Below are 22,747 nucleotides of genomic sequence, written 5' to 3'. Positions count from 1 at the left end.
GAGCGGTTTGCGCCAACTCTGGATTGCTTCGCTGCGTTCGCAATGACGTCAGCCCATCACGCGAGCTTCACGAATGTGTCGAGCATCCGTTTCGGCTCGCCCAACTCGAAGTCGACGACCACCTTGTTGCCCTCGATGTCGATAATGGTGCCATAACCGAACTTCTCGTGGAAGACGCGCATGCCGATGGCGAGATCGCGGCGGCCGGGGTTGCCGAGGCTGATGGCGCTCTGGCGCGTTTCCACCACTTTCGCTGGCGCAGAGTTGTAGCCAGTGGCGGCCGCGCGCTGCCAGCCAGGGCCGCGTCCGGTGCCGCGCGCCACATCGGCAAAAGGATCGGCGGCGCTCGACCAGTTGGCGCGCCAAAGGGATTCGCCACCGGACATGGTGGTCTCGGTTTCGATATGCTCCGGCGGGAGTTCGGCGATGAAGCGCGAGGGAATGGCGCTCTGCCACTGGCCGTAAACGCGGCGATTGGCGGCATGAAAAATGGCGCAGGCCTCCCGCGCGCGGGTGATCGCGACATAAGCGAGACGGCGTTCCTCTTCGAGCGCCTTCATGCCGCCTTCGTCGAGCGCGCGCTGCGATGGGAACAGACCGTCTTCCCAGCCGGCAAGGAATACGTGCGGAAATTCCAGCCCCTTCGCGGCGTGCACGGTCATGATCGTGACCTTCGGCTCGTCGCTCGCGGCCTCATTGTCCATCACCAGGCTGACATGGTCGAGGAATTCGGCCAGACTGTCATATTCGTCCATCGCCCGGACGAGTTCGGCCAAATTCTCCAGCCGGCCTGCGGCCTCGGCGCTGCGATCCGCCTGCAGCATCGCGGTATAACCGCTTTCTTCCAATATCGTCTGCATCAGCAGCGTGTGGCGCTGGGTGCTGGCCGTGTCGCGCCACCGGCCGATGGCGGCGGCGAACCCGCCCAGCGCGCGGCGGGCGGCTGGCGTGCCTTCATCGCTGTCCGCCAGCATCGCCGCCGCGCCGAGCAGGGAGATGCGCTGGTCGCGCGACAGCCGGTGCACGCTGGCCATCGCCTTGTCGCCGATGCCGCGCTTGGGCTGGTTGACGATGCGTTCGAAAGCAAGGTCGTCGGCAGGCTGGTTGACCAGGCGCAGATAGGCGATCGCATCGCGGATTTCCGCGCGCTCGTAAAAGCGAAAGCCACCGACCACCTTGTAAGGCAGGCCGATGTGGATGAATCGTTCTTCGAACTCGCGGGTCTGGAAGCCGGCGCGCACCAGAATGGCTGCGGCGTCGGGCGAAACCCCGCGGCGCTGCAGCGCCTCGATCTCCTCGCCAACCCGGCGGGCCTCTTCCGGCCCGTCCCACACGCCGATGACCCGCACCTTGTCTCCGGCGTCAGCCTCGGTCCACAAGGTCTTGCCCAGCCGCTCTCCATTGTGGGCGATCAGGCCAGAGGCAGCGCCCAGAATGTGCGGGGTAGAGCGGTAATTCTGTTCGAGACGGACGGTCTTGGCGCCCGGAAAATCCCGCTCAAAGCGCAGGATGTTGGCGACTTCCGCCCCGCGCCATGAATAGATCGACTGGTCGTCGTCCCCCACCACCGCGATATTCTTGCGCTCCTGCGCCAGCAGCCGCAGCCACAGATATTGGGCGGCATTGGTGTCCTGATATTCGTCCACCAGGATGTAACGGAAGCGTTGCTGATACTCCTGCAGCACTTCGCGGTGGCTGCGGAAGATGACCAGCATGTGCAGAAGCAGATCGCCGAAGTCGCAGGCATTGAGTGTCTTCAGCCGCTCTTGGTAGAGGCGGTAGAGATGCTGCCCTTTGCCATGCGCAAAACCGTCATCGTCGCCAGCCTGCAGGTCGTCGGGCGTGAGGCCGCGGTTCTTCCACCGGTCGAGCAAGCCGGCAAACTGCCGGCTCGGCCAGCGCTTGTCGTCGACGCCCTCGGCCTGCAGTATCTGCTTGATGACACGCAACTGGTCGTCGGTGTCGAGGATGGTGAAATTGCTGTGCAGCCCGACCAGCTCGGCATGACGGCGCAGCATCTTGGCGGCGATGGCGTGGAAGGTGCCGAGCCAGCCCATGCCTTCGCTGGCTGGCCCGATCAGCCGTTCGATCCGCTCGCGCATCTCGCGCGCTGCCTTGTTGGTGAAGGTGACCGCGAGGATTTGCCCGGGATAGGCGAGGCGTGTGGCCACGATGTGCGCGAGCCGCGCGGTGAGCGCGGATGTTTTCCCCGTTCCCGCGCCCGCCAGCACCAGCACCGGGCCTTCGGTTGTCAGCACCGCCTCACGCTGCGCGGGGTTCAGTCCGGCGAGGAAAGGGCTGTCGGTGGATGGTGCAATCGGGGCGGGGGCAGGGCTGTTCACCCGCGAACGGGTAGGGAACATTGGCGGGCAGGGCAAGCTTTGGGTGGTGCCACTGGCGCAAAGTGCGCACCTTGGTTACATGGGCCGCCACCCGCGACTCGGCGCTTCCGCCGCTCGCCCGACGACCAGACAGCGAAAGTGGCAGCTCATGGACATCCGCCTCGGCCTTACCTTTGACGATGTGCTGCTGCAGCCGGGCGCATCCAATGTGTTGCCGAGCGGCGCGGACACGACGACACGGCTGACGCGCGGGATCTCGCTCGCCATCCCCATCATCTCATCGGCGATGGATACCGTGACCGAGGCGGAGATGGCGATCGTGATGGCCCAGCTGGGCGGCATCGGCGTGCTGCACCGCAATCTCGACATCGAGGAACAGGCGGCCGCCGTGCGGCAGGTCAAGCGCTTCGAGAGCGGGATGGTGGTCAACCCCATCACGGTCGGCCCAGACGCCACGCTGGCCGAAGTGCAGGCGCTGATGGCGCAGCACCGCATTTCCGGATTTCCCGTGGTAGAGGCTTCGGGCCGGCTGGTCGGCATCATCACCCACCGCGATATGCGCTTTGCCGACAATCCGGCGCAGCCGGTACGCGAGTTGATGACCAGCGACGATCTGGTGACGGTGCGCGCAGGCGTGAGCCAGGCCGATGCGCGGCGGCTGCTACATCAGCGGCGCATCGAAAAGCTGCTGGTGGTCGACGAAGCGCAGCATTGCGTCGGGCTGATCACCGTCAAGGATATCGAGCGCGCCGTCACTTACCCCACCGCGACCAAGGACGATGCCGGTCGCCTGCGCGTCGCCGCGGCGACCACCGTTGGCGACAAGGGGCTGGCACGCGCCGAAGCGCTGCTCGATGCCGAATGCGACTGTCTGGTCATCGACACCGCGCACGGCCATTCGAGCATGGTCGCCGAGGCGGTGACCGCGGTGCGCCGCATGTCCAACACGGTGCAGATCGTTGCCGGCAATGTCGCGACGGCCGAGGCGACCCGGTCGCTGATCGATGCCGGGGCTGATTGCGTCAAGGTCGGCATCGGGCCCGGCTCCATCTGCACGACGCGGATCGTTGCTGGTGTCGGCGTGCCGCAGCTCACGGCGGTGATGGACTGTGCCGAGGAAGCGGCAAAGTCCGACACGCCGGTGATCGCCGATGGCGGGCTGCGCACGTCGGGCGATATCGCCAAGGCGCTGGCGGCGGGTGCGACGACAGTGATGGTCGGATCGCTGCTTGCCGGCACAGAGGAAGCACCGGGCGAGACATTCCTCTACCAGGGCCGCAGCTACAAAAGCTATCGCGGCATGGGGAGCGTCGGCGCGATGGCGCGCGGCTCTGCGGACCGCTATTTCCAGCAGGACATCAAGGACCAGCTCAAGCTGGTGCCAGAGGGGATCGAAGGCCGCGTACCCTACAAGGGCAGCGCGCGCGACGTGATCCACCAGCTGGTCGGCGGCGTGAAGGCGGCGATGGGATACACAGGCGCGGCGACACTGCCCGAACTGCGGCAGAAGGCGCGTTTCGTGCAGATCACCAACGCTGGTCTGTCCGAAAGCCATGTCCATGATGTGACGATCACGCGCGAGGCGCCCAATTACCCGACGCGCTAAGCCGCAATCGGTATTGCCATTCGTCATTGCGAGCGCAGCGAGGCAATCCAGTGCGGCGCAAAGCGGCCCTGGATTGCTTCGCTGCACTCGCAGTGACGGATAAGGTCTGTCAGAATGAAAGAACATAAAATGGCACAGCCCCACCCATGACCCCCGCAGCCCGCGTCCAGTCCGCCATCGAGTTGCTCGATCAGATTATCCATGCCGCGCGCGAAGCCGGGGCAGCGGCGGACACCATCGCCAGCCGCTTCTTCAAGGAGCGCCGCTACGCAGGATCAGGCGATCGTCGTGCCATTCGGGAGCTCGCCTGGATGGCCATCCGACGCTTCGGCAAGATGCCCGAGACCGGCCGCAGCGCGATGGTGGCGCTGGCAGACGAGGATGCGGCGCTTGCGGCGTTGTTCACCGGAGCGAACAACGCGCCAGGGCCGATTTTGGGCAGCGAACCGCGGGCCGACGGATCGGTGATGCCGAAATGGCTGCTGTCGCATCTCGATGCGCGTGTCGGCGGCAAAGGGGGCAATGCTGCCGAGCTCGCCGCCCTACTCGCCCGCGCTCCACTCGATCTCAGGATCAACCCGATGCGCGCCGATGGTGTCGACCTCCCGGACGGCGAACCGCTTCCGGCGCCGCTCAACGGCTTGCGGTTGCCGGGTGACACGCCGGTGCTGCAGACCGGTGCCTATCTCTATGGCGCGATCGAGGTGCAGGACGCTGGCAGCCAGTGGGTGTCGTGGGCGTGCGATGCCAGACCCGGACAGACCGTGATCGATCTGTGCGCCGGTGCAGGCGGAAAGACGCTGGCGCTCGCCGCCGCCATGCAGGGGCAGGGCCGGCTGATCGCGTGCGACAGCGATCGTCGTCGCATACAGGCATTGCCGCCGCGTGCCGAACGGGCCGGGGCCGAGGGCATCGAGACCCGCCTGCTCAATCCCGGCGATGAATGGGACAGCCTGTCCGATCTGGAAGGGGCGGCGGACATCGTGCTGGTCGACGCCCCCTGTTCGGGCAGCGGCACCTGGCGGCGCAACCCGGAGGCGCGCTGGCGGCTGACCCCGGCGCGGCTGGCGCGACTGGAGCAGCAACAGGCACGCCTCCTCGATCTCGCCAGCCGGCTTGTCCGGCCGGGCGGGGCGCTGGTCTATGCGGTATGCGCGATAACCTCTGCCGAAGGGCAGCAGCAGATCGACGCGTTCCTGCAGCGCCACAAGGGATGGCAGGTGCGCGACCCGCTCGGAGCGCTGCAACCTCCGGTCGGCCGCGCCGCTGGCAGGGGGCGTCTGCTGACGCCCGGCCATGATGCAACAGATGGTTTCTTTATTGGCTGTTTGCAGGCAGGATGACGGCTCGATGCCGAATCTCGACCAGCCAACCATCTGGACCACCATCATGCGCTTCACGCCTGCTGCCTGTGCGACTGCCCTCATTTTCGCGACTGTTTCCAGCACTTCGCTGAGCGCGCCGAACCCGCCGCAGCCGATCAGCGAATTGTCGCGCCAGATGGAAGCCGAAGGGCGCCGCCTGCTCGGCGAGGGTCAACTCGACGAGGCGGCCGGTTTCTTCGAAACCGCACTGGTTGCCGATCCGCGCAATGCCAATGCCTTCATCGGCCTGGGCCAGATCGCCCGCGCGCAGGAACTGCCGGGCAAGGCCATCGGTTTCTACCGGGAAGCCCTCGCACTCGACCCCGCCAATCGGGCGGCGCTGGTCGGGCAGGGCGAGGCGATGGTGCAGCGCGGCGCAGTCGATCGCGCCCGGCAGAATCTTGCGCGATTGCAGACAGTATGCGGCACTGGCGGCTGCGAGGAACTGACAAGGCTTAACAGCGCCATCACCAATGCCGGAGCCCGCACCGCGCTGCGCGCCGAAGAGGTGATGCCGCGTCCGACTGTAGAAGCGGCCCCGCAGGCGTCGAATTGACAGGGTGGACCAAAAATCCAGACCCCGTAGCCCACCCCCCACTACAATGAGCCTGTTGAAGGGCTGCCCCTTGTTTGTTTCACTTAGTGTACTGCCACTGTATCTCACCCCAACTATCACCACAATTTTGAAATCGGGATTACGGTAAAACTGCGGCTGAAATTACGGTGACAGTGCTCTTATTGCCCTAACCCCAACGCCCGCGCCAACCCCACAAACTCCTCCACTGCCAAGGTCTCCGCCCGCCGGGTCGGCTCGATACCGCACGCCTCCATCGCCGCATCGGCCCCCGCGATCCCTTTTAGCGACTGGCGCAGCATCTTGCGGCGCTGGCCGAAGGCGGCGGCGGTGATGCGGGACAGGGTCTTTGGCTCGACGCCTGCGGGCATCGCGCCCGGCACGATATGCACCACGGCCGACATCACCTTGGGCGGCGGGGTGAAGGCAGAACGGTGGACTTTCATCGCGATGCGCGCCGTGCTGCGCCACTGGGAAAGGACGGCGAGGCGGCCGTAGGCGGAGGTATCGGGCTTGGCGACGATGCGCTCGGCAACTTCCGCCTGGAACATCAGCGTTAGGGAGGCCCAGGCCGGTGGCCACGCGCTCGCCTCCAGCCAGCTGACGAGCAGCGCGGTGCCTACATTATAGGGCAGGTTGGCGACGACGTGGTGGCGACCGCCGGTCAGCGCGGTGGCATCCACCGCCATCGCATCGCCCTCGGTGACGTGCAGCTTGCCGGGGAAGGCCGCTGCCAACTCGGCGAGCGCGGGCAGGCAGCGACGGTCGCGCTCGACCGCGAACACCTCCGCGCCGCTGCGCAACAGCGCCCGGGTCAGCCCGCCGGGTCCGGGGCCGACCTCGAACACACGTTCGCCGGCCAGCGGTCCGGGAATGGCGGCAATGCGGTCGAGCAACTGCTCGTCGAGCAGGAAATTCTGCCCCAGCGCCTTGCTGGCCGACAGGCCGTGCGTGGCGATGACGTCACGCAGCGGGGGCAGGCGTGTGGGCGGACTGCTGCCGCTCAACAGCAGGACCTGGCGCGGTGCGCGGCAATCTCTGCAGCCATGCGCAGGGCGGCGATCATCGGCCCGGCACTCGCACGATCCTGCCCGGCGATGTTGAAAGCCGTGCCATGATCGGGCGAGGTGCGAACGATCGGCAGGCCGAGCGTGACATTGACGCCCTCATCGAAATGCAGCGCCTTCAGCGGTATCAGCGCCTGGTCGTGATAGAGGCACAGTGCTGCATCATAAGTGCTGCGCATGGACGGCGTGAACAGCGCATCGGGGGAAACCGGGCCGACGATCTGTATGCCATCTTCGCGCAGCCGCTCGATCGCAGGGATCAGCACCTCGATTTCCTCGCGGCCGATGCTGCCATTTTCCCCGGCATGCGGATTGAGCCCGGCCAGCGCCAGCCGTGGCTCGGCAATGCCATAGCTGCGGGTCAGCCCGCGAGCGGCAGCCTGTGCGCGCGCTACCACCAGGTCGATGGTCAGCAGATCGGGCACATCGCGAAACGGCACATGCACGGTGATTGGCACCACCTTGAGACCGGGGCCTGCCAGCAACATCACCGCATTGGTGCGTGAAACGCCGCAGCGGTCGGCGACGAATTCGGTCTGCCCGGCATGGGTGAAGCCGATCTTGTAAAGCTGGTCCTTGCAGATCGGCGCTGTGACGAGCGCGCTCACATCGGCATTGCGAGCAAGACCGACGCCGAGCTCGAGCGCGTGCAGCGCACAATGGGCACCTTCCATGGTCGGCTCACCAGGCCGGCTTTCCCCCGAATCTTCGATGTGCCAGACCGGCAATGCTTCGGCGAATGCCGCTGCTGCCTCATCCGCTGCGCCGATTGGCGCGATCGGCCCGTCCCACACCGCGCGCACGGAATTGACGTCGCCCACGGCGAAAAAGGGCGAGAGGCCCTGCACGTTGCGAGCCTCCCACGCTTTGGCGACAATCTCGGGACCGACCCCCGCCGGGTCACCGAGCGATATGACAATAGGCTGCAAACCCGATTCCTTTTGCTGCCTCATTATGGAGTGCCGCGTCGAACGCGCGGCTTTCCCCGAGAAACTTAGCTATATTCGATCACCGCATCCCGGCGGATGTCGCGCAGATAGCGCTGGGCGCGACGATTGACGCGCTCCTGCTGCATGCTTGCTGCGATGTCCTCGACCGACGGCAAAGTAATATCTTGCGGCATATCCCGCCCGCACAGGACGAGGACGCTGACGCCCTCATCGGGCGAGCCGAAGGGCGGCGTTACCTGCCCGATCTGCAATGCCGCCAATGACGGCTGAAGCTGGGGCGGAAGGTCGCGCATTGCGATCTGATCCCGGCTGATCAATTCTGCGCCCAAGGCTGCCGCAACCGCATCGGCCTGACCGCAACCGGCGATGGCGCGGGTGCGCGTGGCGAAATCGGATGCGATTTCCGAGGCGCGGGTGACCGAGGTGCCCGGCGAGAAATTGAGCGTGATCTGCTTGAGGCTGAGCACGGCATCGCGGGGATCGGCGGTAAGCAGGCGCCGCTGGTCGATGAGATAGAGGATGGAGACGCCGCCGGGTACCGGCACCGGGCCGACCAGCTGACCAGGCTGCATTTGCTGAATAGCCTCGGCCATCGCGGGCGGCAAGGTATCTGGGCGCACCCAGCCAAGGTCGCCGCCTGCGGCAGCCGTTGTCGACTGCGAGTGACGGCGGGCGAGTTCAGGAAACGCAGCCCCTTGGCCGAGGGCATTCATGATCTGCCGGCCAGTCTCGACCGTCGCAGCCATGCTGTCCGGCGTGGCACGCAGATATATTTCGCCCAGACGGAATTCCTGAGTGCCGCGCTGGGCTTCGATGCGATCGCGCGTCGCCGCCGCTTCTTCCGCACTCACGTTGGTTACCGGGGTAACATTGCGTGCTAGCAAATTCTGCCAGGCGATATCCCCACGGATCTGCTGCTTGAGCGAGGCCATCGAGGAGCCGGCCGCCGCCAGAGACTGCGCAAACTGTTCCGGGGTCTGGCGCTGTGCCGCGGCGATGCGCGCGAACTCGGCGTCGACTTCCGAGGCTTCGATAGTGATCTCGTTGGCGCGCGCTTCCTGGATTTTCAGGATTTCATCGACCAGCTGGCTGAACACTTCGGCGCGTACCGACTCAAGCTGGTCGGGAGGTATGACGCCACGGTTGGCGAGACGGACCAACGCGACGCGCTGCTCGACATCGGTGGCGGTGATGATCTCGTCATTGACCCGGGCGGTGGGGCGGAAGACATTGCTGTCCTGCTCCCCGAACAGTTGCACGTTTGAGGGAATGTCGGAGGTTTCCGACACTGTCTGCGCAAGAACCATGGTGCTGGTCAGCATGGTCGCCGCGATAGTCAGGCCGATCCGGGCGCTGGCCCTGCGGATCGAAGGTCGTGCAGTCGATGATGTCGTCATTGTCGTCCCAAGGTTGCCAGCCGGGCAAGGTACGCCGGCCATTCCGGTGGTAAGCCGATGTGGCATGGCCTGCCTTAACCTCTGCTGAGCCGGATATCTGCCGATGATGGCCCCCATCTACACGCCCAGATTGCGGAATGCCAGCCGCAGCAGGAAACTGTTGCCGGCTTCGGCGTCGCCAGTGTCCTGATAATCGCGTCGCCAGGTGATGCCGATGGTCAGGCAATCGTCTTCATAGGTGATACCGAGGCGATGGCGGATGGCGGTGAAGCCGTCACCGGTCGCCGTCGGATCTTCCTCATCGTCGGTCAGATCGACGATGGCCGATCCGAAGATCGACCAGTAACGCGCGATCTGGATCCGTCCGCCGACCCGCACCTCTTCGCGATCGCGCAGATCCTCACCCAGCGACGCAATGTCACGGTTGAGTCGGGAGTAGCCGATAAGCGCATAGGTCCGGTTGGTGCCGACCGTGGCGTCGATCTCGTTCCTGCGGACCGAGAGATCGTCCTTGTCGAGCCGGAAGCGGTGGGTCAGGCGAATGACGTTGCGGAAGGCGACGGTGGTACGGCCGACAATATCCGAGCTGCGGTCAGTGAGGCCGGTGCCGTCGGGGAACAGGACGGGCCGGTTGTCCAGCCGGTAACTCTGGCCGATGCTGGTGCTCACGGCGAGGCCGGGGCGATTCCAAGACCAATCGAGGCCATAGGTGATGCGTGCGCCATCCTCGAACCGGTCGTAGCCGGGAAAGCGGTTGAGCGCGAAGATATTGCCGTCTTCCAGCTCGAAGGCGCGGCTGTCCTCGTTGGGGATGTCGACATTGTCGACCGGCGAGGTCGCAACCAGCTGGATGCGCGGCGTGAGCCGCTGCGTCCCGCCAGCGAAGGGCCCGATCAGCGGCCAGCTGACGTCGACCGCCCCGGTCGCGAAGGCGCGACCCTGCCATCCGTCGGTGCCGCGATAGCCGGGCACTGGCGTCAGCAGCGACGAATCCGTGTGGTAAAGGTCGCCGCGACCCAGCGCGGTGAAGCGTACTTCCTGGCCCAGACCGGTGATGGTCCGCAAATCCCATTGCACGCTGGCGAACGCCCGCTGCGTATCCTGACCCGATGTGCGCGTGAGCGCGAGGCTGTTGACGTGCAGCAGCAACTGGCCGCCGAGCAGCGGGTCGTTCAGGCGCTGCCTGAAATCCAGCACCGGCAGGGCGATCGGCTGCTGGCCCTGCCGTTCGCCGGTCCGCAGGGTCTGCGTCGCCCAGCCGGAGATGGTGAAATAGCTCGACCCACCGTTGCGCGCCAAGGTGAATGTCGACCGCAGCCGGTCATCGCGACTGATGTCATAGCGGCGGAGGAAGGTGCGGTCGGTGGCGAGTCGGCCCGAGAAGGACAGGTTCCAGCGCGGATCGAACTGAAAACCGCCACTGGCATCGATATAGCCCCGGAAATCGTCCTCGCCGGTGGCACCCGGCGATCCGACCGGCAGGCGCTGGCTATAGGTCGCATAGCCGCGTGTGCGCCAGGCACCCATGCTGGACAGGCCGCGCAACTCGGCCTCCGCCATGGGCGCAGCATTGCTGTAGACATGCGGCGTCAGCGTAAGATCCCGATTGGCGGACAGCCGCAGATAATAAGGGACCGCAAGCTCGATGCCATTGTTCCGGTCGATGCGCACCGTGGGCACGAGAAAGCCGCTGTCCGCTTCGCTACCGAGCGGATGCGAGAGGCCAGGCAGCGGGAGCAGCGGTATGCCGAACAGTTCGATACGCGCGCCGGTGTAGCGCACGCGCCCTTTTGCCCGGTCATAATAGACGCGGGCCGCGCGCACTTGCCAGCTCGGGTCCCTTGGGCAGCCCTGATCGTCGGTGATAGGGCAGGGCGAGTAGGTCGCGCGCTCCAGTGCCATGTCGCCATTGGCCAGCCGCTCCCCGCGTGTGGCGGCCAGCCGGCCGCCTTCGGTGAACACGACCAGCAGATTTTCGACGACGCCATCGCGCAGCGTGTCGGTCAGCTCCACGGAATCGCCGTAGGCCGTGTCTCCCTGCGGGCTTGTCAGCGCGACATTGCCATTGGCCGTGACACGACCGGTCCCGCGATTCCAGACCACCTGATCGGCGCGCAGCCGCCATGCGTCCCGGTCAAGCTCTACATTCCCGCTTGCTGTGACGATGTCTGTGGCATCGTCATAGCTGACGGAATCGGCCGAGAAACCGATCGTCTCTTCACCGCTTTGGGACATTGCAGGGGTAGAAGACGGAGCCGCGGGCGCGGCCTGCGCCGCCGCGATAGAGGGCAGGGCAGCCAGCAGAGCAGCCGTGCAGAGACCAGCGGCCAGGGACCGTCGGGCCTGACGGGTCCATGTTGCGGGCGGTCGCTGTAGAGAAAGCATCGAGCGCATCGAGTCCCGAGATGATGGTGTTGGCGTTGCCGAGTGACGCCGCTGGTGGCTCCCTGCAATCCTGCTCATAATGCCAAGCGGGGGCTTTGCAACATCGACGCAGGACGCCTATCTGACCGCCAGCGACTGTTGGCTCGATGCACACGGTCTTTGCCATTGACCTAAGGATCACCTCCCCATGCACATCATATTCGCCGACGGACCAGTGACAGCACAGGATAGTCTGGCCATCCCTGTGGCCAGCGGGGCGATGCCGCAGGCCGTTGCGCTGGTCCCTGATGCGCTGCGCCCGACGCTGGCGGCGGCGACCGAGCAGGCCCGGTTCGATGGTGCACCGGGGACAGTGTTCGAATGTTTCGGCGACGATGCCGGCGTGGTGCGGCGCGTGCTGCTGGTCGGGGTCGGCAGCGGCGACGCTGCCGGCTACGAGAGGGCCGGCGGAGCAGTTTCCGCACGGCTGATCGCTTCCGGCGTTACCGGCGTCGTGGCGCGCCTCGACGGCGTCGATGCGCAGCGTGCAGCCCGGTTTGCGCTTGGTGCCAAGCTGCGCGCATGGCGCATCGACCGGTATCGCACGCGTCTCTCGGACAAGCAGAAGCCGACGCTCGAGCGGCTAACGGTGGCCGGGGCAGCCGACGGTTCGGAACAGGCATGGCAGCGCCTTGAAGCGGTGGCGGACGGTGTCGCCTTCACCCGCGAACTCGTGTCCGAGCCGGGCAATGTCATCTATCCGGAAAGCTTTGTGGAACGGTGCCGCATGCTCGGCGAGCAGGGCGTCGCCATCGAGGTGCTGGACGAAAAGCAGATGACCGGGCTCGGCATGGGTGCGATTGTCGGTGTCGGGCAGGGCTCGGTGCGTCCGCCGCGCTTGCTGTGCATGGAATGGAAGGGCGAGGGCGCATCTGGTGCCGCGCCGCTGCTGATCATCGGCAAGGGCGTGACGTTCGATACCGGCGGCATCAGCATCAAGCCTGCCGCCGGCATGGAAGATATGAAGTGGGACATGGGCGGAGCTGGCGCCGTTGCGGGCCTGATGCTGTCGCTCGCCAAGCGCAAGGCGCCTGTCCATGTGGTCGGCGTCTGCGCGCTGGCTGAAAACATGCCCGACGGCAATGCGCAGCGTCCGGGCGACATCGTCACCACCCTGTCGGGTCAGACCGTTGAGGTGATCAATACCGATGCCGAAGGTCGGCTGGTGTTGTGCGACGCGATGACCTGGGCCCAGCGCCGCTTCAAGCCGGATGTCATGGTCGATCTTGCCACCTTGACCGGGGCGATGATCATCAGCCTCGGCAAGGAGCATGGCGGTGTGTTTGCCAACGACGATGGCGTTGCCAACGACCTGATCGACGCCGGGGCGTCGGTTGCCGAGAAGCTGTGGCGTTTCCCCTTGGGCGATGCCTATGACCGGCTGATAGACAGCCCGATTGCCGACATGAAGAATGTCGGCCCGCGCGAGGGCGGGTCGATCACGGCGGCGCAGTTCCTGCAGCGCTTCGTCGAGCCCGGCGTGAAATGGGCGCATCTCGACATCGCCGGCATGGTCTGGTCGGACAAGGACGGGGCGACCTATGCCAAGGGTGCGACCGGCTATGGCGTGCGTCTGCTCGATGCCTTCGTGACCGCGCGTTGCGAGACCGTGCGTTGAGATGAGCGCGCGGCGGGTCGATTTTTATCATCTGACCCGTGATCCGGCACCGGCCGTGGTGGCGCGGCTGGCCGAGCGGGCCTATGCGTCCGGTGCGCGCATGCTGGTCGTCGCACAGGATCGTGTGCTTCGCGAAGCGGCGGATGCGGCCCTGTGGACGACAGTGCCCGAGAGCTTCGTACCGCATGCCCTGGCCGGTACGGCGGACGAATGGGAAGAGCCTGTGCTGATTGCCGGGGGTTGCGACAAGCCCGGCAATGGCGCGACCATGGCGGCACTTATCGACGGTGTCTGGGACGATGCCGCGCTCAAGTTCGACCGGACCTTCTACCTGTTCGACGGCGAGCGGATCGACGATGCACGCGCAGCCTGGCGCAGCCTGTCCCGCCGCGACGATGTCGACAGCCATTATTGGCGGCAGGATATGGATGGTCGCTGGCGCGAGGGCCCCTGAGCGCGATTGCAACCGGCGCTGCCCGACCTATGTGTAGTCCTGCCCTTGCTCAGGAGAGACGGCCATGTCCATGCGTCTGATTGCTCTAGCCCCGCTGCTGCTGCTTGCCGCGTGCGGCTCGTCCGGTGCCGAGGATGCTGCGCCGAAGCAGCCAGTGTCGCGCACGGACCCCGCCCTTCCTGCAGGCTTTACGGTGTATCTGGGAACCGACGGCACCAGGGAATTTGCAGTCAGCCGCCCTCAAACCGGGGGTCTGGTGGCGACTTGGACGGTGATCGCCGAGCCGGAAGAGGTGATCCGCCACTATCAGCGCGAGTCGCTCAACGCCGGCATGCGCTACGCCGGGCGCCTCAATGGCGGCGAGATTCTCTCCTATGAGGCGCGCCGCCAGGGCGAGGGTACGCCCAAGACCTTCAGCGCAACCGTGCTGCGCAAGGGTGAATACACCAACATCACCCTCAATTTCGATGTGACCCCCTGAACGCTACTGCGCTTGCCAGTTGCCATTGCTGCCGCTAGGGGCGCGCGCAACCAAAGGCACGCGCGTCCGGCGCGGTCGCAACCCGAGCAGCAGGAGCTTTCCCATGGCGGTCACCCGCACTTTCTCGATCATCAAGCCCGACGCCACCCGCCGCAACCTGACCGGTGCGGTCACCAAGATGCTTGAGGACGGCGGCCTGCGCGTCGTCGCATCGAAGCGCATCCACATGACCCGCGAGCAGGCCGAAGGCTTCTACGCGGTCCACAAGGAGCGCCCCTTCTTCAACGATCTGGTCGAATTCATGATCTCCGGCCCGGTCGTGGTGCAGGTGCTCGAAGGCGAAAACGCCATGCAGCGTAACCGCGACATCATGGGCGCCACCAACCCCGCCAACGCCGAGCCGGGCACCATCCGCAAGGAACTGGCCGAGAGCATCGAAGCCAATTCGGTCCACGGCAGCGACAGCGACGAAAATGCCGCGATCGAGATCGCCTATTTCTTCAAGCCGGAAGAAATTGTCGGCTGATTGCGGATCGAGCTGATCACGAGAGGGCCGTCGGAGCGATCCGGCGGCCCTTTCGATTAGAAACTGTCCGCCACATCCATCAGCAGGGTCAGCTTTTTGGGCGCAATCGCCCGCCAGCTTTTCGCCAGCCAGTCGCCGATCGCGTCCCAGTCATTGTCTCCCAGGTCGAGGCGGATGCCGATCCAGCCATCGCCGAAATAGGCTGGGCGGAAATAGCGGGCCGCGTCCTGCTCGATCAGGTGCTGCTGCTCGTCGAGTCCGCTGATCTTGACCAGCAGCGCCGTTCGTCCATCGCCATGATGGTCGTGGGTGAAATAGGCGAACTTCTTGCCCTTGACGATGCCGAAGCAAGGCATGCCGTGGCTCACGATCTCGTCCGCTTCCGGCAGCGCCATCGCGCGTTCGCGTACCCGCGCCAGCCAATATTCCGGCGTGCGCTCGCGCATGACGAAGGCGGTGAGGGTGCGCGGATAGAGCTGATGTTCGGCAATGCGGACCCGTGCGGCAAGCGTTTCCGCCGTGTCACCCGGAAGGATGGCGACCGGCGTCTGCGCCAGTACCTCGCCGTCGTCTACCGCCTCGGTGACAACATGCACCGAACAGCCGCCATGGCTATCCCCGGCGGCAAGCGCCCGTGCATGGGTGTCGAGGCCCTTGTATTTTGGCAGAAGGGAAGGGTGGATGTTGATCATCCGGCCTGTCCATTTCTGCACGAATGCCGATGACAGCAGCCGCATGTAGCCGGCCAGCGCCACGATATCGACACGGGCCGCATTCAACTGCCCGTCGATCAGTGCATCGAACGCGGCGCGTTCCATGCCCTTGTGACTGTGCGCAAAGGTGGCGACGCCCTCGGCTTGTGCCAAGGCCAAGCCCGGCGCATCTGGGTTATTCGAGGCAACCAGCACCACCTCATAAGGGCAGTCATCGGCCCGGCTGGCATAGAGCAGCGCCGCCATATTGGTGCCCTCGCCGGAGATCAGGATGGCGACACGGGATTTCATTGGGGTCCTCCCCCGGCGGGGGAGGGGAACCAGCGAAGCTGGTGGAGGGGCCCGCGTTTCGTGCGTGACCTGACGTAACGACGCACCAGCCCCTCCACCATCCGCCTTCCCGCGCGTCCCCCACCGCAAGCGGTGGTGCGGCGGATGGTCTCCCTCCCCGCGCAGGGGAGGACCACATCACCCGTCATGCGTCGCGCTCCACGCCGACTTGGCGCTCCACGTCTCGGCCCCGCCCCGTACCGTGCAGCCCCGTAGACCCTCGGCTATCCACCCGATCCGGTGCACCACCTCGCCCGCTGCTTCCAGCGCCGCCGTCACGGCCTCCACATCGGCCTCGGCGACCACCACCGCCATGCCGATGCCGCAGTTGAACGTCCGTGCCATCTCCTCCGGTTCTATATGGCCCTGTGCCTGCAGGAAGGCCATCAGCCGTGGCTGCGCCCAGCCATCCGCATCGACATGCGCATGCAGGTGCGCGGGCAGCACACGCGGGATGTTCTCGAGCAGCCCGCCTCCGGTGATGTGGGCGAGCGCATGGATGTGGCCGGAGCGGATCAGCGGCAGCAGGCTTTTCACATAAATGCGCGTCGGTGCCATCAAAGCGTCGATCAACAGCACGGTCTGGTCGAACAGCGCGGGCCGGTCGAGCTTCCAGCCCTTGTCGGCGGCGAGGCGGCGTACCAAACTGTAGCCGTTGGAATGCACGCCAGAGGAGGCGAGGCCCAAGATCACGTCACCCGCCGCCACCTTATCAGCGGTCAGCACCTGATCGCGCTCGACCGCACCGACACAAAATCCGGCAAGGTCATAGTCGCCGTCCGAATACATGCCCGGCATTTCCGCCGTCTCGCCGCCAATCAATGCGCACCCCGCCAGCTTGCAGCCTTCGGCGATGCCCGCGACGACGGCGGTGGCGACATCATTGTCGAGCTTGCCGGTCGCATAATAGTCGAGGAAGAACAGGGGCTCGGCGCCTTGCACCACAAGATCGTTGGCGCACATCGCCACCAGATCGATGCCGACTGTGTCATGCTTGCCGCTGTCGATGGCCAGCTTGAGCTTGGTGCCCACGCCGTCATTGGCAGCGACCAGCAGCGGATCGGTGAAGCCGGCGGCGCGCAGATCGAAGAAGCCACCGAAGCCACCGAGATCGGCGTCGGCGCCGGGACGGCGGGTAGCCTTGGCCAGCGGCGCGATGGCGCGCACCAGCGCATTGCCGGCGGCTATGGATACCCCTGCGGAGGCATAGGTGTATCCGGGCGAAGAGGCGTTTTGATCGGTCATCACCGGGCGCTACTCACATCGGGCTTGGATTTCCATGCCGATATAGCCAAAAGGCACCCGTGACCGAACTGCCAATCCCTGCGCGCCGCAAAATCAAGTCGCTGGCCATTGCTTTGAGCCTGCTCGCCGCCTGCGGCGTCGGCGCGATTGTCTATGCCCAGATCGAGAGTGGGGACCGAGGCATCGCCCCGATCAACAGCTCCAGCGACCTGCTGGTCAGCAATGTCAGGGTCGACGTCACCGGCCCGAACCCCGACGAAGCGCGCGCGCGCGGATGGCAGGAGGCGCAGCGCAAGGGATGGGAGGCGCTGTTCAAGCAGGTCAACGGCGGGGCCGCTGCACCACGCTTGCCCGATTCGACGCTTAACGGCATCGTTACCGCCATAGTCATCGAGCGCGAACAGATTGGCCCCGGCCGGTACATTGCCACGCTTGGTGTGCAGTTCGATCGTGCCCGGGCCGGCCAGATTCTGGGGATCTCCGGCCGGATCTTCCGCTCACCGCCTTATCTGGTGCTGCCGGTAGTCTATGAGGGCGGCATTCCGCAGAGTTTCGAGCGACGCAGTGCCTGGCAACGGGCTTGGGCGGAATTCCGCACCGCGGACAGCAGCGTCGATTATGTGCGCACGTCCGGTCTCGGTGCCGACACGCTGTTGCTCAATCCAGGCCAGATGCGGCGACGCAACCGTGGCTGGTGGCGCGAGATTCTCGATCAATACGGCGCATCCGATGTGCTGGTGCCGACGGTGAGGATAGAGAGGACCTGGCCGGGCGGTCCGATCGTCGGATATTTTTCGGCGCGGTACGGCCCGGACAATGAGCTGCTCGGCAGTTTCACGCTCACCACCCGCAACCCCACCGGCCTGCGCAACCTGATGGTCGAGGGTGTGCGGCGGATGGATGCGATCTACACCGGTGCGCTCGCCGACGGCCGGCTCCGCACCGATCCCAGCCTGATCATCGAAGCCCCGGTTGCACCTGAAGAAATCGAAAAGCCGGCCGAGGAAGCGACCGACGCTGAATCGACTGCTCCCACGGGAACCGAGGCGACCGCACCCGCGGTGGTCAGCGCGACCTATTCGGTTCAGGTCGATACCCCCGATTCGGCGGCGGTGCTCGCTGTGGAATCGTCGCTAAGGTCGCTTCCCGGCGTAGAAAATGCCAGCACGAGCAGCGTGGCCATCGGCGGCGTGTCGGTGGTCCGGGTGCGCTATCGCGGCGATGCGGCGGCGTTGCGCGCGGTGCTCGCTGGCGCAGGCTGGCGCGTGGCGGAAAACGGCGGCACATTCCGTATCTCGCGATGAGCGAAGCACAGCACGACCTGTTCGGCAGACGCGTTGCCGCGACCGCGCAGCGGCGCCAACTGCAGTTGCCGCTGGGCTGGCGCGGGCCGGCACAGAACGAACCTGCCGCACGGCGCTTTTTGACGAGCGACAGCAACAGCGTCGCTGTGCAGCACATCCTCAGTCAGGCCAATTGGACCGCGCCCGCGACATTGCTGTCCGGCCCGAAGCTGTCGGGCCGGTCGACACTGGGCCGCATGTTTCTTGAGGCAGGGGGCGGCCTCCTGATCGACGATGTCGAGCGAGCTGACGAGGAGGCGGTGTTCCACGCCTGGAATCGCGCGATGGCCGATGGCACGACCTTGCTGTGCATCGCAGGCTCGCCGTCATGGCCGGCGACCGTACAATTGCCCGACTTGCGCACGCGGGTTGCCACTATGCTGCATGTCGAAATCGGCACGCCCGATGCCTGTCTGACCCGGGACATTGTCGAATGGAGCCTCGCGGAACGCGGCATCGCGGCTGCCCCGCGCCTCGGCAATTATGTCGCCGCACGAATCGAGCGCAGCTATGCCGCGCTCCACGCTGCCGTATCGGCTATCGAGACGGCGGCCGTCGCCAGTGGGCAGGGCGCAAGCATCGGCGTCGCCCGGGCTGCGCTGATCGAGGCGGGCCTGTATGACGGGTCGAACCCCAACCCCGACGATTCGCCGGAGCCTGCGTGACCGAACCCGCCCACAAGACCCTGCTCTCCACGAACGACAGCGGCGGTGTCGGCGACGCGGCGTCGTCCGATGCGCCCCAGCGCATGTTCAACCGGGAACTGTCTTGGCTGGCCTTCAACCGGCGGGTGATGGAAGAGGCGCGCAACGAAGCCCATCCGCTGCTCGAGCGGCTGCGCTTTCTGTCGATTTCAGGGAATAATCTCGATGAGTTCTTCATGGTGCGCGTGGCCGGCATCAAGGCGCACCAGCTGCAGGGCATCGAGGAGCGATCGCAGGACGGGCTGACGCCGACGCAGCAGCTTGCCGCGATTGGCGAAGCAAGCCAGCGTCTGGTTGCTGAACAGCAATCGGAATGGCTGACTCTGTCGCGCGAACTTGCCCGGCAAGGCATCGAGGCCGTGCATGACCTTGCCGGAGCCGCACGCTACCGCGCCCAACTGCAACGCCATTTCGTCGAGCAGATTTTCCCGATCCTGACTCCGCAGGCACTGGATCCCGCGCACCCCTTCCCCTTCATACCCAACAAGGGTCTCGCCGTGATGGCGGACCTTGTTCGCCAGTCGGACGGCGAAGCGGTGCGCGAGCTGGTGATGATCCCGACTTCGCTGCCCCGTTTTGTCAGGGTGCCGGGACCGCGGGCGGTCTATGTCACGATCGACACGGTCATCCCGCTGTTTGCCGATCTCCTGTTTCCCGGTTTCACCTTGCTTTCGCACGGCAGTTTCCGGGTCATCCGCGACAGCGATATCGAGGTCGAGGAAGAAGCCGAAGACCTCGTCCAGCATTTCCGTACTGCCATTCGCCGCCGTCGCCGCGGTCGTATCGTGCTGTACGAATTCCATGCCGACACACCCGATTCGCTGATCGAAGAGCTGATGGAGGAAAGCGCAGGCGAAGAGCCCGAGATGCTCAAGCCTGACGGCATCATCGGTATCGCCGATCTGGCACAGATCGTCGGTGAGGACCGGCCCGACCTCAAATTTCCGCCATTCACGGCACGTTTCCCGGAGCGTATTCGCGACCATGGCGGTGACTGTTTTGCAGCTATTCGCAGCAAGGACATCGTCGTCCACCATCCCTATGAGAGCTTCGATGTCGTGCTGTCGTTCCTGCGTCAGGCAGCGGCCGACCCCGATGTCATTGCCATCAAGCAGACGCTGTATCGCGCGGGCGACCAATCGCCCGTCATCCGCGCGCTGATCGAGGCGGCGGAAGCCGGCAAGTCGGTGACGGCAGTGGTAGAGCTCAAGGCGCGGTTCGATGAGGAACAGAATCTGCACTGGGCAGGGCAGCTAGAACGCGCAGGTGTGCAGGTGGTGTACGGGTTCATCGAATGGAAGACCCATGCGAAGGTCTCGATGGTCGTACGGCGGGAGGGCAATGCCTTCCGCACCTACTGCCACTTCGGTACCGGCAATTATCACCCGGTGACGGCGCGCATCTATACCGATTTCAGCTTCTTCACCGCAGACAAGCGCGCCGGGCGGGACGCAGCGCAACTATTCAATTATATCACCGGCTATATCGAGCCGACCGGGCTGGAGATGCTGACCATGTCCCCGCTCGGCATGCGCAAGACGCTGAGCAGCCTTATCGACGATGAAATCGCGCACGCCCGCGCCGGACGCGGTTCGGGCATCTGGGCGAAGATGAACAGTCTCGTCGATGAAGCCATCATCGAGAAGCTGTATGAGGCCAGTGCAGCCGGCGTACCGATTGCGTTGATCGTGCGTGGAATCTGCTGTCTGCGCCCCGGGGTTCCTGGCTTGTCCGACACCATCAAGGTCAAGTCGGTGGTCGGCCGCTTCCTCGAGCACAGCCGCGTGTTCGCGTTCGGCAACGGCGCCTCGCTGCCATCGCGCGGTGCCAAGCTCTACATCAGTTCAGCCGACTGGATGAACCGCAACTTCGACCGGCGCGTCGAATATATGATCCCGATCGAGAACAAGACGGTCCACGACCAGTTGCTCGATCAGGTGCTGGTGGCCAACCTGATCGACAATGAACAGAGCTGGGTCTTGCACCCCGATGGCAGCTATCAGCGCATGGACCCCGGCAACAAGCCTTTCAATCTGCATCGCTATTTCATGAACAATCCGTCCCTTTCCGGACGTGGCGATACGTTGCGCAAGCGCAAGGACGTCCCCAAGCTCGATCTGGCCAGGTGGCATGGCTGACGGGCAGCAACGCCGAGCGGCGATAATCGATATCGGTTCGAACTCGATACGTCTGGTGGTGTTTGCAGGGCCGGCCCGCGCGCCCACGCCGGTGTTCAACGAGAAACTGATGGTGGGTCTGGGGTCTGGGCTTGCGTCCAGCGGGGCCATCGACCCCAAACCTTATCGTCGGGCGCTCGCCGGTCTCGCGCGCTTCCGTCTGCTCGTCGAGGAGATGCAGGTTAGCGAACTGCGCTGCGTCGCCACCGCGGCAGTACGTGAAGCCAGCAACGGGGCCAAGTTCCTTGCCGATGCGCGCGACATCGGCCTCGAAATCGAATTGCTGTCGGGCGTTCAGGAGGCGCGGGCATCGGGCTTTGGCGTCATCTCGGCGATACCCGAAGCCGATGGCATCGTCGCCGATCTTGGTGGTGGCAGCCTGGAACTGGTTCGGGTCAGCCAAGGGCAGACCGCGCATCACAGCAGCTTTCCGTTCGGCGTGCTGCGTCTCGCGGCCCTGCATCAGGCACATGGCGAGCGGTTCGGCGCTTACGTCCTGAAGGTGTTGCGCGATGCCGGATGGCCGGGCGAGGATGTCGGACTTCCCCTGTATCTGGTCGGCGGCTCGTGGCGGGCGCTTGCACGCTATGACATGATCGTTGGCCGCGATCCGCTGCCGATGGTGTCCGGCCACCAGATGGCCGTCCGCAGTGCAGCGCAGTTGGCGGAAAGCCTGCAATCGACCGATCCGGCGACGCTCGGCAAGCTGCCTGGCCTCGCATCGGCGCGCGTTGCGACCTTGCCCGCCGCTGCCTCCCTGCTTGTGCCGCTGCTGCGGCAGCTCAAGTCCAGCCGACTGGTGGTGACGACCAGCGGACTTCGCGAAGGTCTGCTGTACGAGGCGCTCGACGAGTCGGTGCGCAGGCAGGATCCGCTGATCGTAGCTGCGGACTATGAGGGCGCGCGCTTCGCCCGCTTCACGCCGCACGGGCGTGAACTCGATCGCTGGATCGCGCCGCTGTTCACCAGCGACCCGCCAGCCATGGCACGGTTGCGGCTGGCGTGCTGCCTGCTGTCTGACGTCGCGTCGACCGCCAACCCCGATTTCCGGGCCGAACGGGCAGCGGAAATGGCCTTGCATGGTCAGTGGTGGGGCATCGATCTCGATGACCGTCTGGTGATGGCGCAGGCGCTTTTCACCGCCAGCGGCGGCCAGGGTGCAGCGATCGATGCACCGCGCGTTGCCGAACTGCAGGACCGGCTGGACCGCGCCTCGCAATGGGGCCTTGCCATCCGGCTGGCACAGCGCTTGTCCGGTGGGGCCGGCGCGCTATTGCGCACGTCGGCGCTCGGTCACGACGCGACGCATGTCAGGCTGACGGTCGACAGTGCCAGCAAGGCATTGGCCGGAGAGCAGGTCGAAAAGCGGTTGAAAGCGCTTGCCGAGGCCTTGGGTTTGAAAGTGGCCGTGTCCGTCGCCGATTGAGCGTGA

General features: G+C 65.3%; 18 protein-coding genes. 11 read left to right on the top strand and 7 right to left on the bottom strand.

Annotation, left to right across the window (positions count from 1 at the left end):
* Positions 1–56: 56 nt before the first annotated feature.
* Positions 57–2,342 (bottom strand): ATP-dependent helicase, encoded by a 2,286-nt coding sequence (locus AC0QC4_RS09720; RefSeq protein WP_483659695.1) that lies wholly within the window; start codon positions 2,340–2,342, stop codon positions 57–59.
* A gap of 148 nt (positions 2,343–2,490) precedes the next feature.
* On the opposite strand from AC0QC4_RS09720, the gene guaB reads away from it, so the two are divergent.
* From guaB to AC0QC4_RS09705, 3 genes are all read left to right on the top strand, one after another.
* Positions 2,491–3,948, top strand: a complete 1,458-nt coding sequence (gene guaB / locus AC0QC4_RS09715; RefSeq protein WP_483659694.1) for an IMP dehydrogenase — start codon at positions 2,491–2,493, stop codon at positions 3,946–3,948.
* 146 nt (positions 3,949–4,094) lie between these two features.
* Positions 4,095–5,291, top strand: coding sequence for an RsmB/NOP family class I SAM-dependent RNA methyltransferase (locus AC0QC4_RS09710; RefSeq protein WP_483659693.1), 1,197 nt, complete (start codon positions 4,095–4,097; stop codon positions 5,289–5,291).
* A gap of 7 nt (positions 5,292–5,298) precedes the next feature.
* Positions 5,299–5,868: a tetratricopeptide repeat protein gene (locus AC0QC4_RS09705; protein ID WP_483659692.1), complete on the top strand. Its 570-nt coding sequence runs from the start codon at positions 5,299–5,301 to the stop codon at positions 5,866–5,868.
* Between the two features lie 179 nt (positions 5,869–6,047).
* On the opposite strand, the gene rsmA is transcribed toward AC0QC4_RS09705, so the two are convergent.
* The 4 genes from rsmA to AC0QC4_RS09685 all read right to left on the bottom strand — a co-directional run bounded on the left by rsmA (position 6,048) and on the right by AC0QC4_RS09685 (position 11,685).
* On the bottom strand, positions 6,048–6,893 hold the full coding sequence (gene rsmA, locus AC0QC4_RS09700; RefSeq protein ID WP_483659691.1) for a 16S rRNA (adenine(1518)-N(6)/adenine(1519)-N(6))-dimethyltransferase RsmA: 846 nt from the start codon (positions 6,891–6,893) through the stop codon (positions 6,048–6,050).
* The gene (pdxA, locus tag AC0QC4_RS09695) at positions 6,890–7,906 is read right to left on the bottom strand and encodes a 4-hydroxythreonine-4-phosphate dehydrogenase PdxA (RefSeq protein WP_483659690.1); all 1,017 of its coding nucleotides are present in this window, start codon (positions 7,904–7,906) and stop codon (positions 6,890–6,892) included. Before pdxA ends, rsmA begins: the two co-directional genes overlap by 4 nt.
* 41 nt (positions 7,907–7,947) lie before the next feature.
* Positions 7,948–9,300 carry a peptidylprolyl isomerase gene (locus AC0QC4_RS09690; protein ID WP_483659689.1) on the bottom strand — a complete coding sequence of 451 codons (1,353 nt, stop codon included), beginning with the start codon at positions 9,298–9,300 and terminating at the stop codon, positions 7,948–7,950.
* A 117-nt stretch (positions 9,301–9,417) separates the two neighbouring features.
* Positions 9,418–11,685, bottom strand: coding sequence for an LPS-assembly protein LptD (locus tag AC0QC4_RS09685; protein WP_483659688.1), 2,268 nt, complete (start codon positions 11,683–11,685; stop codon positions 9,418–9,420).
* A gap of 187 nt (positions 11,686–11,872) precedes the next feature.
* Here AC0QC4_RS09685 and AC0QC4_RS09680 point away from each other — a divergent pair, with 187 nt between their 5' ends.
* The 4 genes from AC0QC4_RS09680 (at position 11,873) to ndk (ending at position 14,803) form a co-directional block, all read left to right on the top strand.
* The gene (locus tag AC0QC4_RS09680; RefSeq protein WP_483659687.1) at positions 11,873–13,342 is read left to right on the top strand and encodes a leucyl aminopeptidase; all 1,470 of its coding nucleotides are present in this window, start codon (positions 11,873–11,875) and stop codon (positions 13,340–13,342) included.
* A 1-nt stretch (position 13,343) separates the two neighbouring features.
* Positions 13,344–13,796, top strand: coding sequence for a DNA polymerase III subunit chi (locus AC0QC4_RS09675; RefSeq protein ID WP_483659686.1), 453 nt, complete (start codon positions 13,344–13,346; stop codon positions 13,794–13,796).
* A gap of 64 nt (positions 13,797–13,860) precedes the next feature.
* Positions 13,861–14,277 carry a hypothetical protein gene (locus tag AC0QC4_RS09670; RefSeq protein ID WP_483659685.1) on the top strand — a complete coding sequence of 139 codons (417 nt, stop codon included), beginning with the start codon at positions 13,861–13,863 and terminating at the stop codon, positions 14,275–14,277.
* A gap of 103 nt (positions 14,278–14,380) precedes the next feature.
* Positions 14,381–14,803, top strand: coding sequence for a nucleoside-diphosphate kinase (gene ndk, locus AC0QC4_RS09665; protein ID WP_483659684.1), 423 nt, complete (start codon positions 14,381–14,383; stop codon positions 14,801–14,803).
* Between the two features lie 56 nt (positions 14,804–14,859).
* Here ndk and purN read toward each other — a convergent pair whose 3' ends face one another.
* Positions 14,860–15,807: a phosphoribosylglycinamide formyltransferase gene (gene purN / locus AC0QC4_RS09660; protein WP_483659683.1), complete on the bottom strand. Its 948-nt coding sequence runs from the start codon at positions 15,805–15,807 to the stop codon at positions 14,860–14,862.
* A 177-nt stretch (positions 15,808–15,984) separates the two neighbouring features.
* A complete protein-coding gene (gene purM / locus AC0QC4_RS09655) occupies positions 15,985–17,091 on the bottom strand; it encodes a phosphoribosylformylglycinamidine cyclo-ligase (RefSeq protein ID WP_483659682.1) in 1,107 nt (368 codons plus the stop codon).
* A 59-nt stretch (positions 17,092–17,150) separates the two neighbouring features.
* Here purM and AC0QC4_RS09650 point away from each other — a divergent pair, with 59 nt between their 5' ends.
* Genes AC0QC4_RS09650 through AC0QC4_RS09635 form a run of 4 tightly spaced genes read left to right on the top strand, consistent with a single transcriptional unit; the run spans position 17,151 to position 22,741 of the window.
* The gene (locus AC0QC4_RS09650; protein WP_483659681.1) at positions 17,151–18,395 is read left to right on the top strand and encodes a heavy-metal-associated domain-containing protein; all 1,245 of its coding nucleotides are present in this window, start codon (positions 17,151–17,153) and stop codon (positions 18,393–18,395) included.
* Positions 18,392–19,099 carry a P-loop NTPase family protein gene (locus tag AC0QC4_RS09645; protein WP_483659680.1) on the top strand — a complete coding sequence of 236 codons (708 nt, stop codon included), beginning with the start codon at positions 18,392–18,394 and terminating at the stop codon, positions 19,097–19,099. The genes AC0QC4_RS09650 and AC0QC4_RS09645 overlap by 4 nt, the downstream gene beginning before the upstream one ends.
* Positions 19,096–21,276, top strand: a complete 2,181-nt coding sequence (locus tag AC0QC4_RS09640; RefSeq protein ID WP_483659679.1) for an RNA degradosome polyphosphate kinase — start codon at positions 19,096–19,098, stop codon at positions 21,274–21,276. Before AC0QC4_RS09645 ends, AC0QC4_RS09640 begins: the two co-directional genes overlap by 4 nt.
* A complete protein-coding gene (locus AC0QC4_RS09635; protein ID WP_483659678.1) occupies positions 21,269–22,741 on the top strand; it encodes a Ppx/GppA phosphatase family protein in 1,473 nt (490 codons plus the stop codon). Before AC0QC4_RS09640 ends, AC0QC4_RS09635 begins: the two co-directional genes overlap by 8 nt.
* Positions 22,742–22,747: the final 6 nt, after the last annotated feature.

Source organism: Sphingomonas sp. jy18 (genome assembly GCF_056931895.1).
Note: the sequence above shows the minus strand (reverse complement) of the source record. Positions and strands in the feature narration are given on the sequence as shown.

Bases quoted from the DNA above. Each gene is read 5' to 3' on its own strand.
- pdxA (WP_483659690.1), bottom strand. From the start codon at position 7,906: ATGAGGCAGCAAAAGGAATCGGGTTTGCAGCCTATTGTCATATCGCTC.
- purM (WP_483659682.1), bottom strand. From the start codon at position 17,091: ATGACCGATCAAAACGCCTCTTCGCCCGGATACACCTATGCCTCCGCA.
- purN (WP_483659683.1), bottom strand. From the start codon at position 15,807: ATGAAATCCCGTGTCGCCATCCTGATCTCCGGCGAGGGCACCAATATG.
- guaB (WP_483659694.1), top strand. From the start codon at position 2,491: ATGGACATCCGCCTCGGCCTTACCTTTGACGATGTGCTGCTGCAGCCG.
- AC0QC4_RS09635 (WP_483659678.1), top strand. From the start codon at position 21,269: ATGGCTGACGGGCAGCAACGCCGAGCGGCGATAATCGATATCGGTTCG.
- AC0QC4_RS09675 (WP_483659686.1), top strand. From the start codon at position 13,344: ATGAGCGCGCGGCGGGTCGATTTTTATCATCTGACCCGTGATCCGGCA.
- ndk (WP_483659684.1), top strand. From the start codon at position 14,381: ATGGCGGTCACCCGCACTTTCTCGATCATCAAGCCCGACGCCACCCGC.
- AC0QC4_RS09670 (WP_483659685.1), top strand. From the start codon at position 13,861: ATGTCCATGCGTCTGATTGCTCTAGCCCCGCTGCTGCTGCTTGCCGCG.
- AC0QC4_RS09690 (WP_483659689.1), bottom strand. From the start codon at position 9,300: ATGACGACATCATCGACTGCACGACCTTCGATCCGCAGGGCCAGCGCC.
- AC0QC4_RS09710 (WP_483659693.1), top strand. From the start codon at position 4,095: ATGACCCCCGCAGCCCGCGTCCAGTCCGCCATCGAGTTGCTCGATCAG.
- AC0QC4_RS09645 (WP_483659680.1), top strand. From the start codon at position 18,392: ATGAGCGAAGCACAGCACGACCTGTTCGGCAGACGCGTTGCCGCGACC.
- AC0QC4_RS09685 (WP_483659688.1), bottom strand. From the start codon at position 11,685: ATGCTTTCTCTACAGCGACCGCCCGCAACATGGACCCGTCAGGCCCGA.
- AC0QC4_RS09705 (WP_483659692.1), top strand. From the start codon at position 5,299: ATGCCGAATCTCGACCAGCCAACCATCTGGACCACCATCATGCGCTTC.
- AC0QC4_RS09680 (WP_483659687.1), top strand. From the start codon at position 11,873: ATGCACATCATATTCGCCGACGGACCAGTGACAGCACAGGATAGTCTG.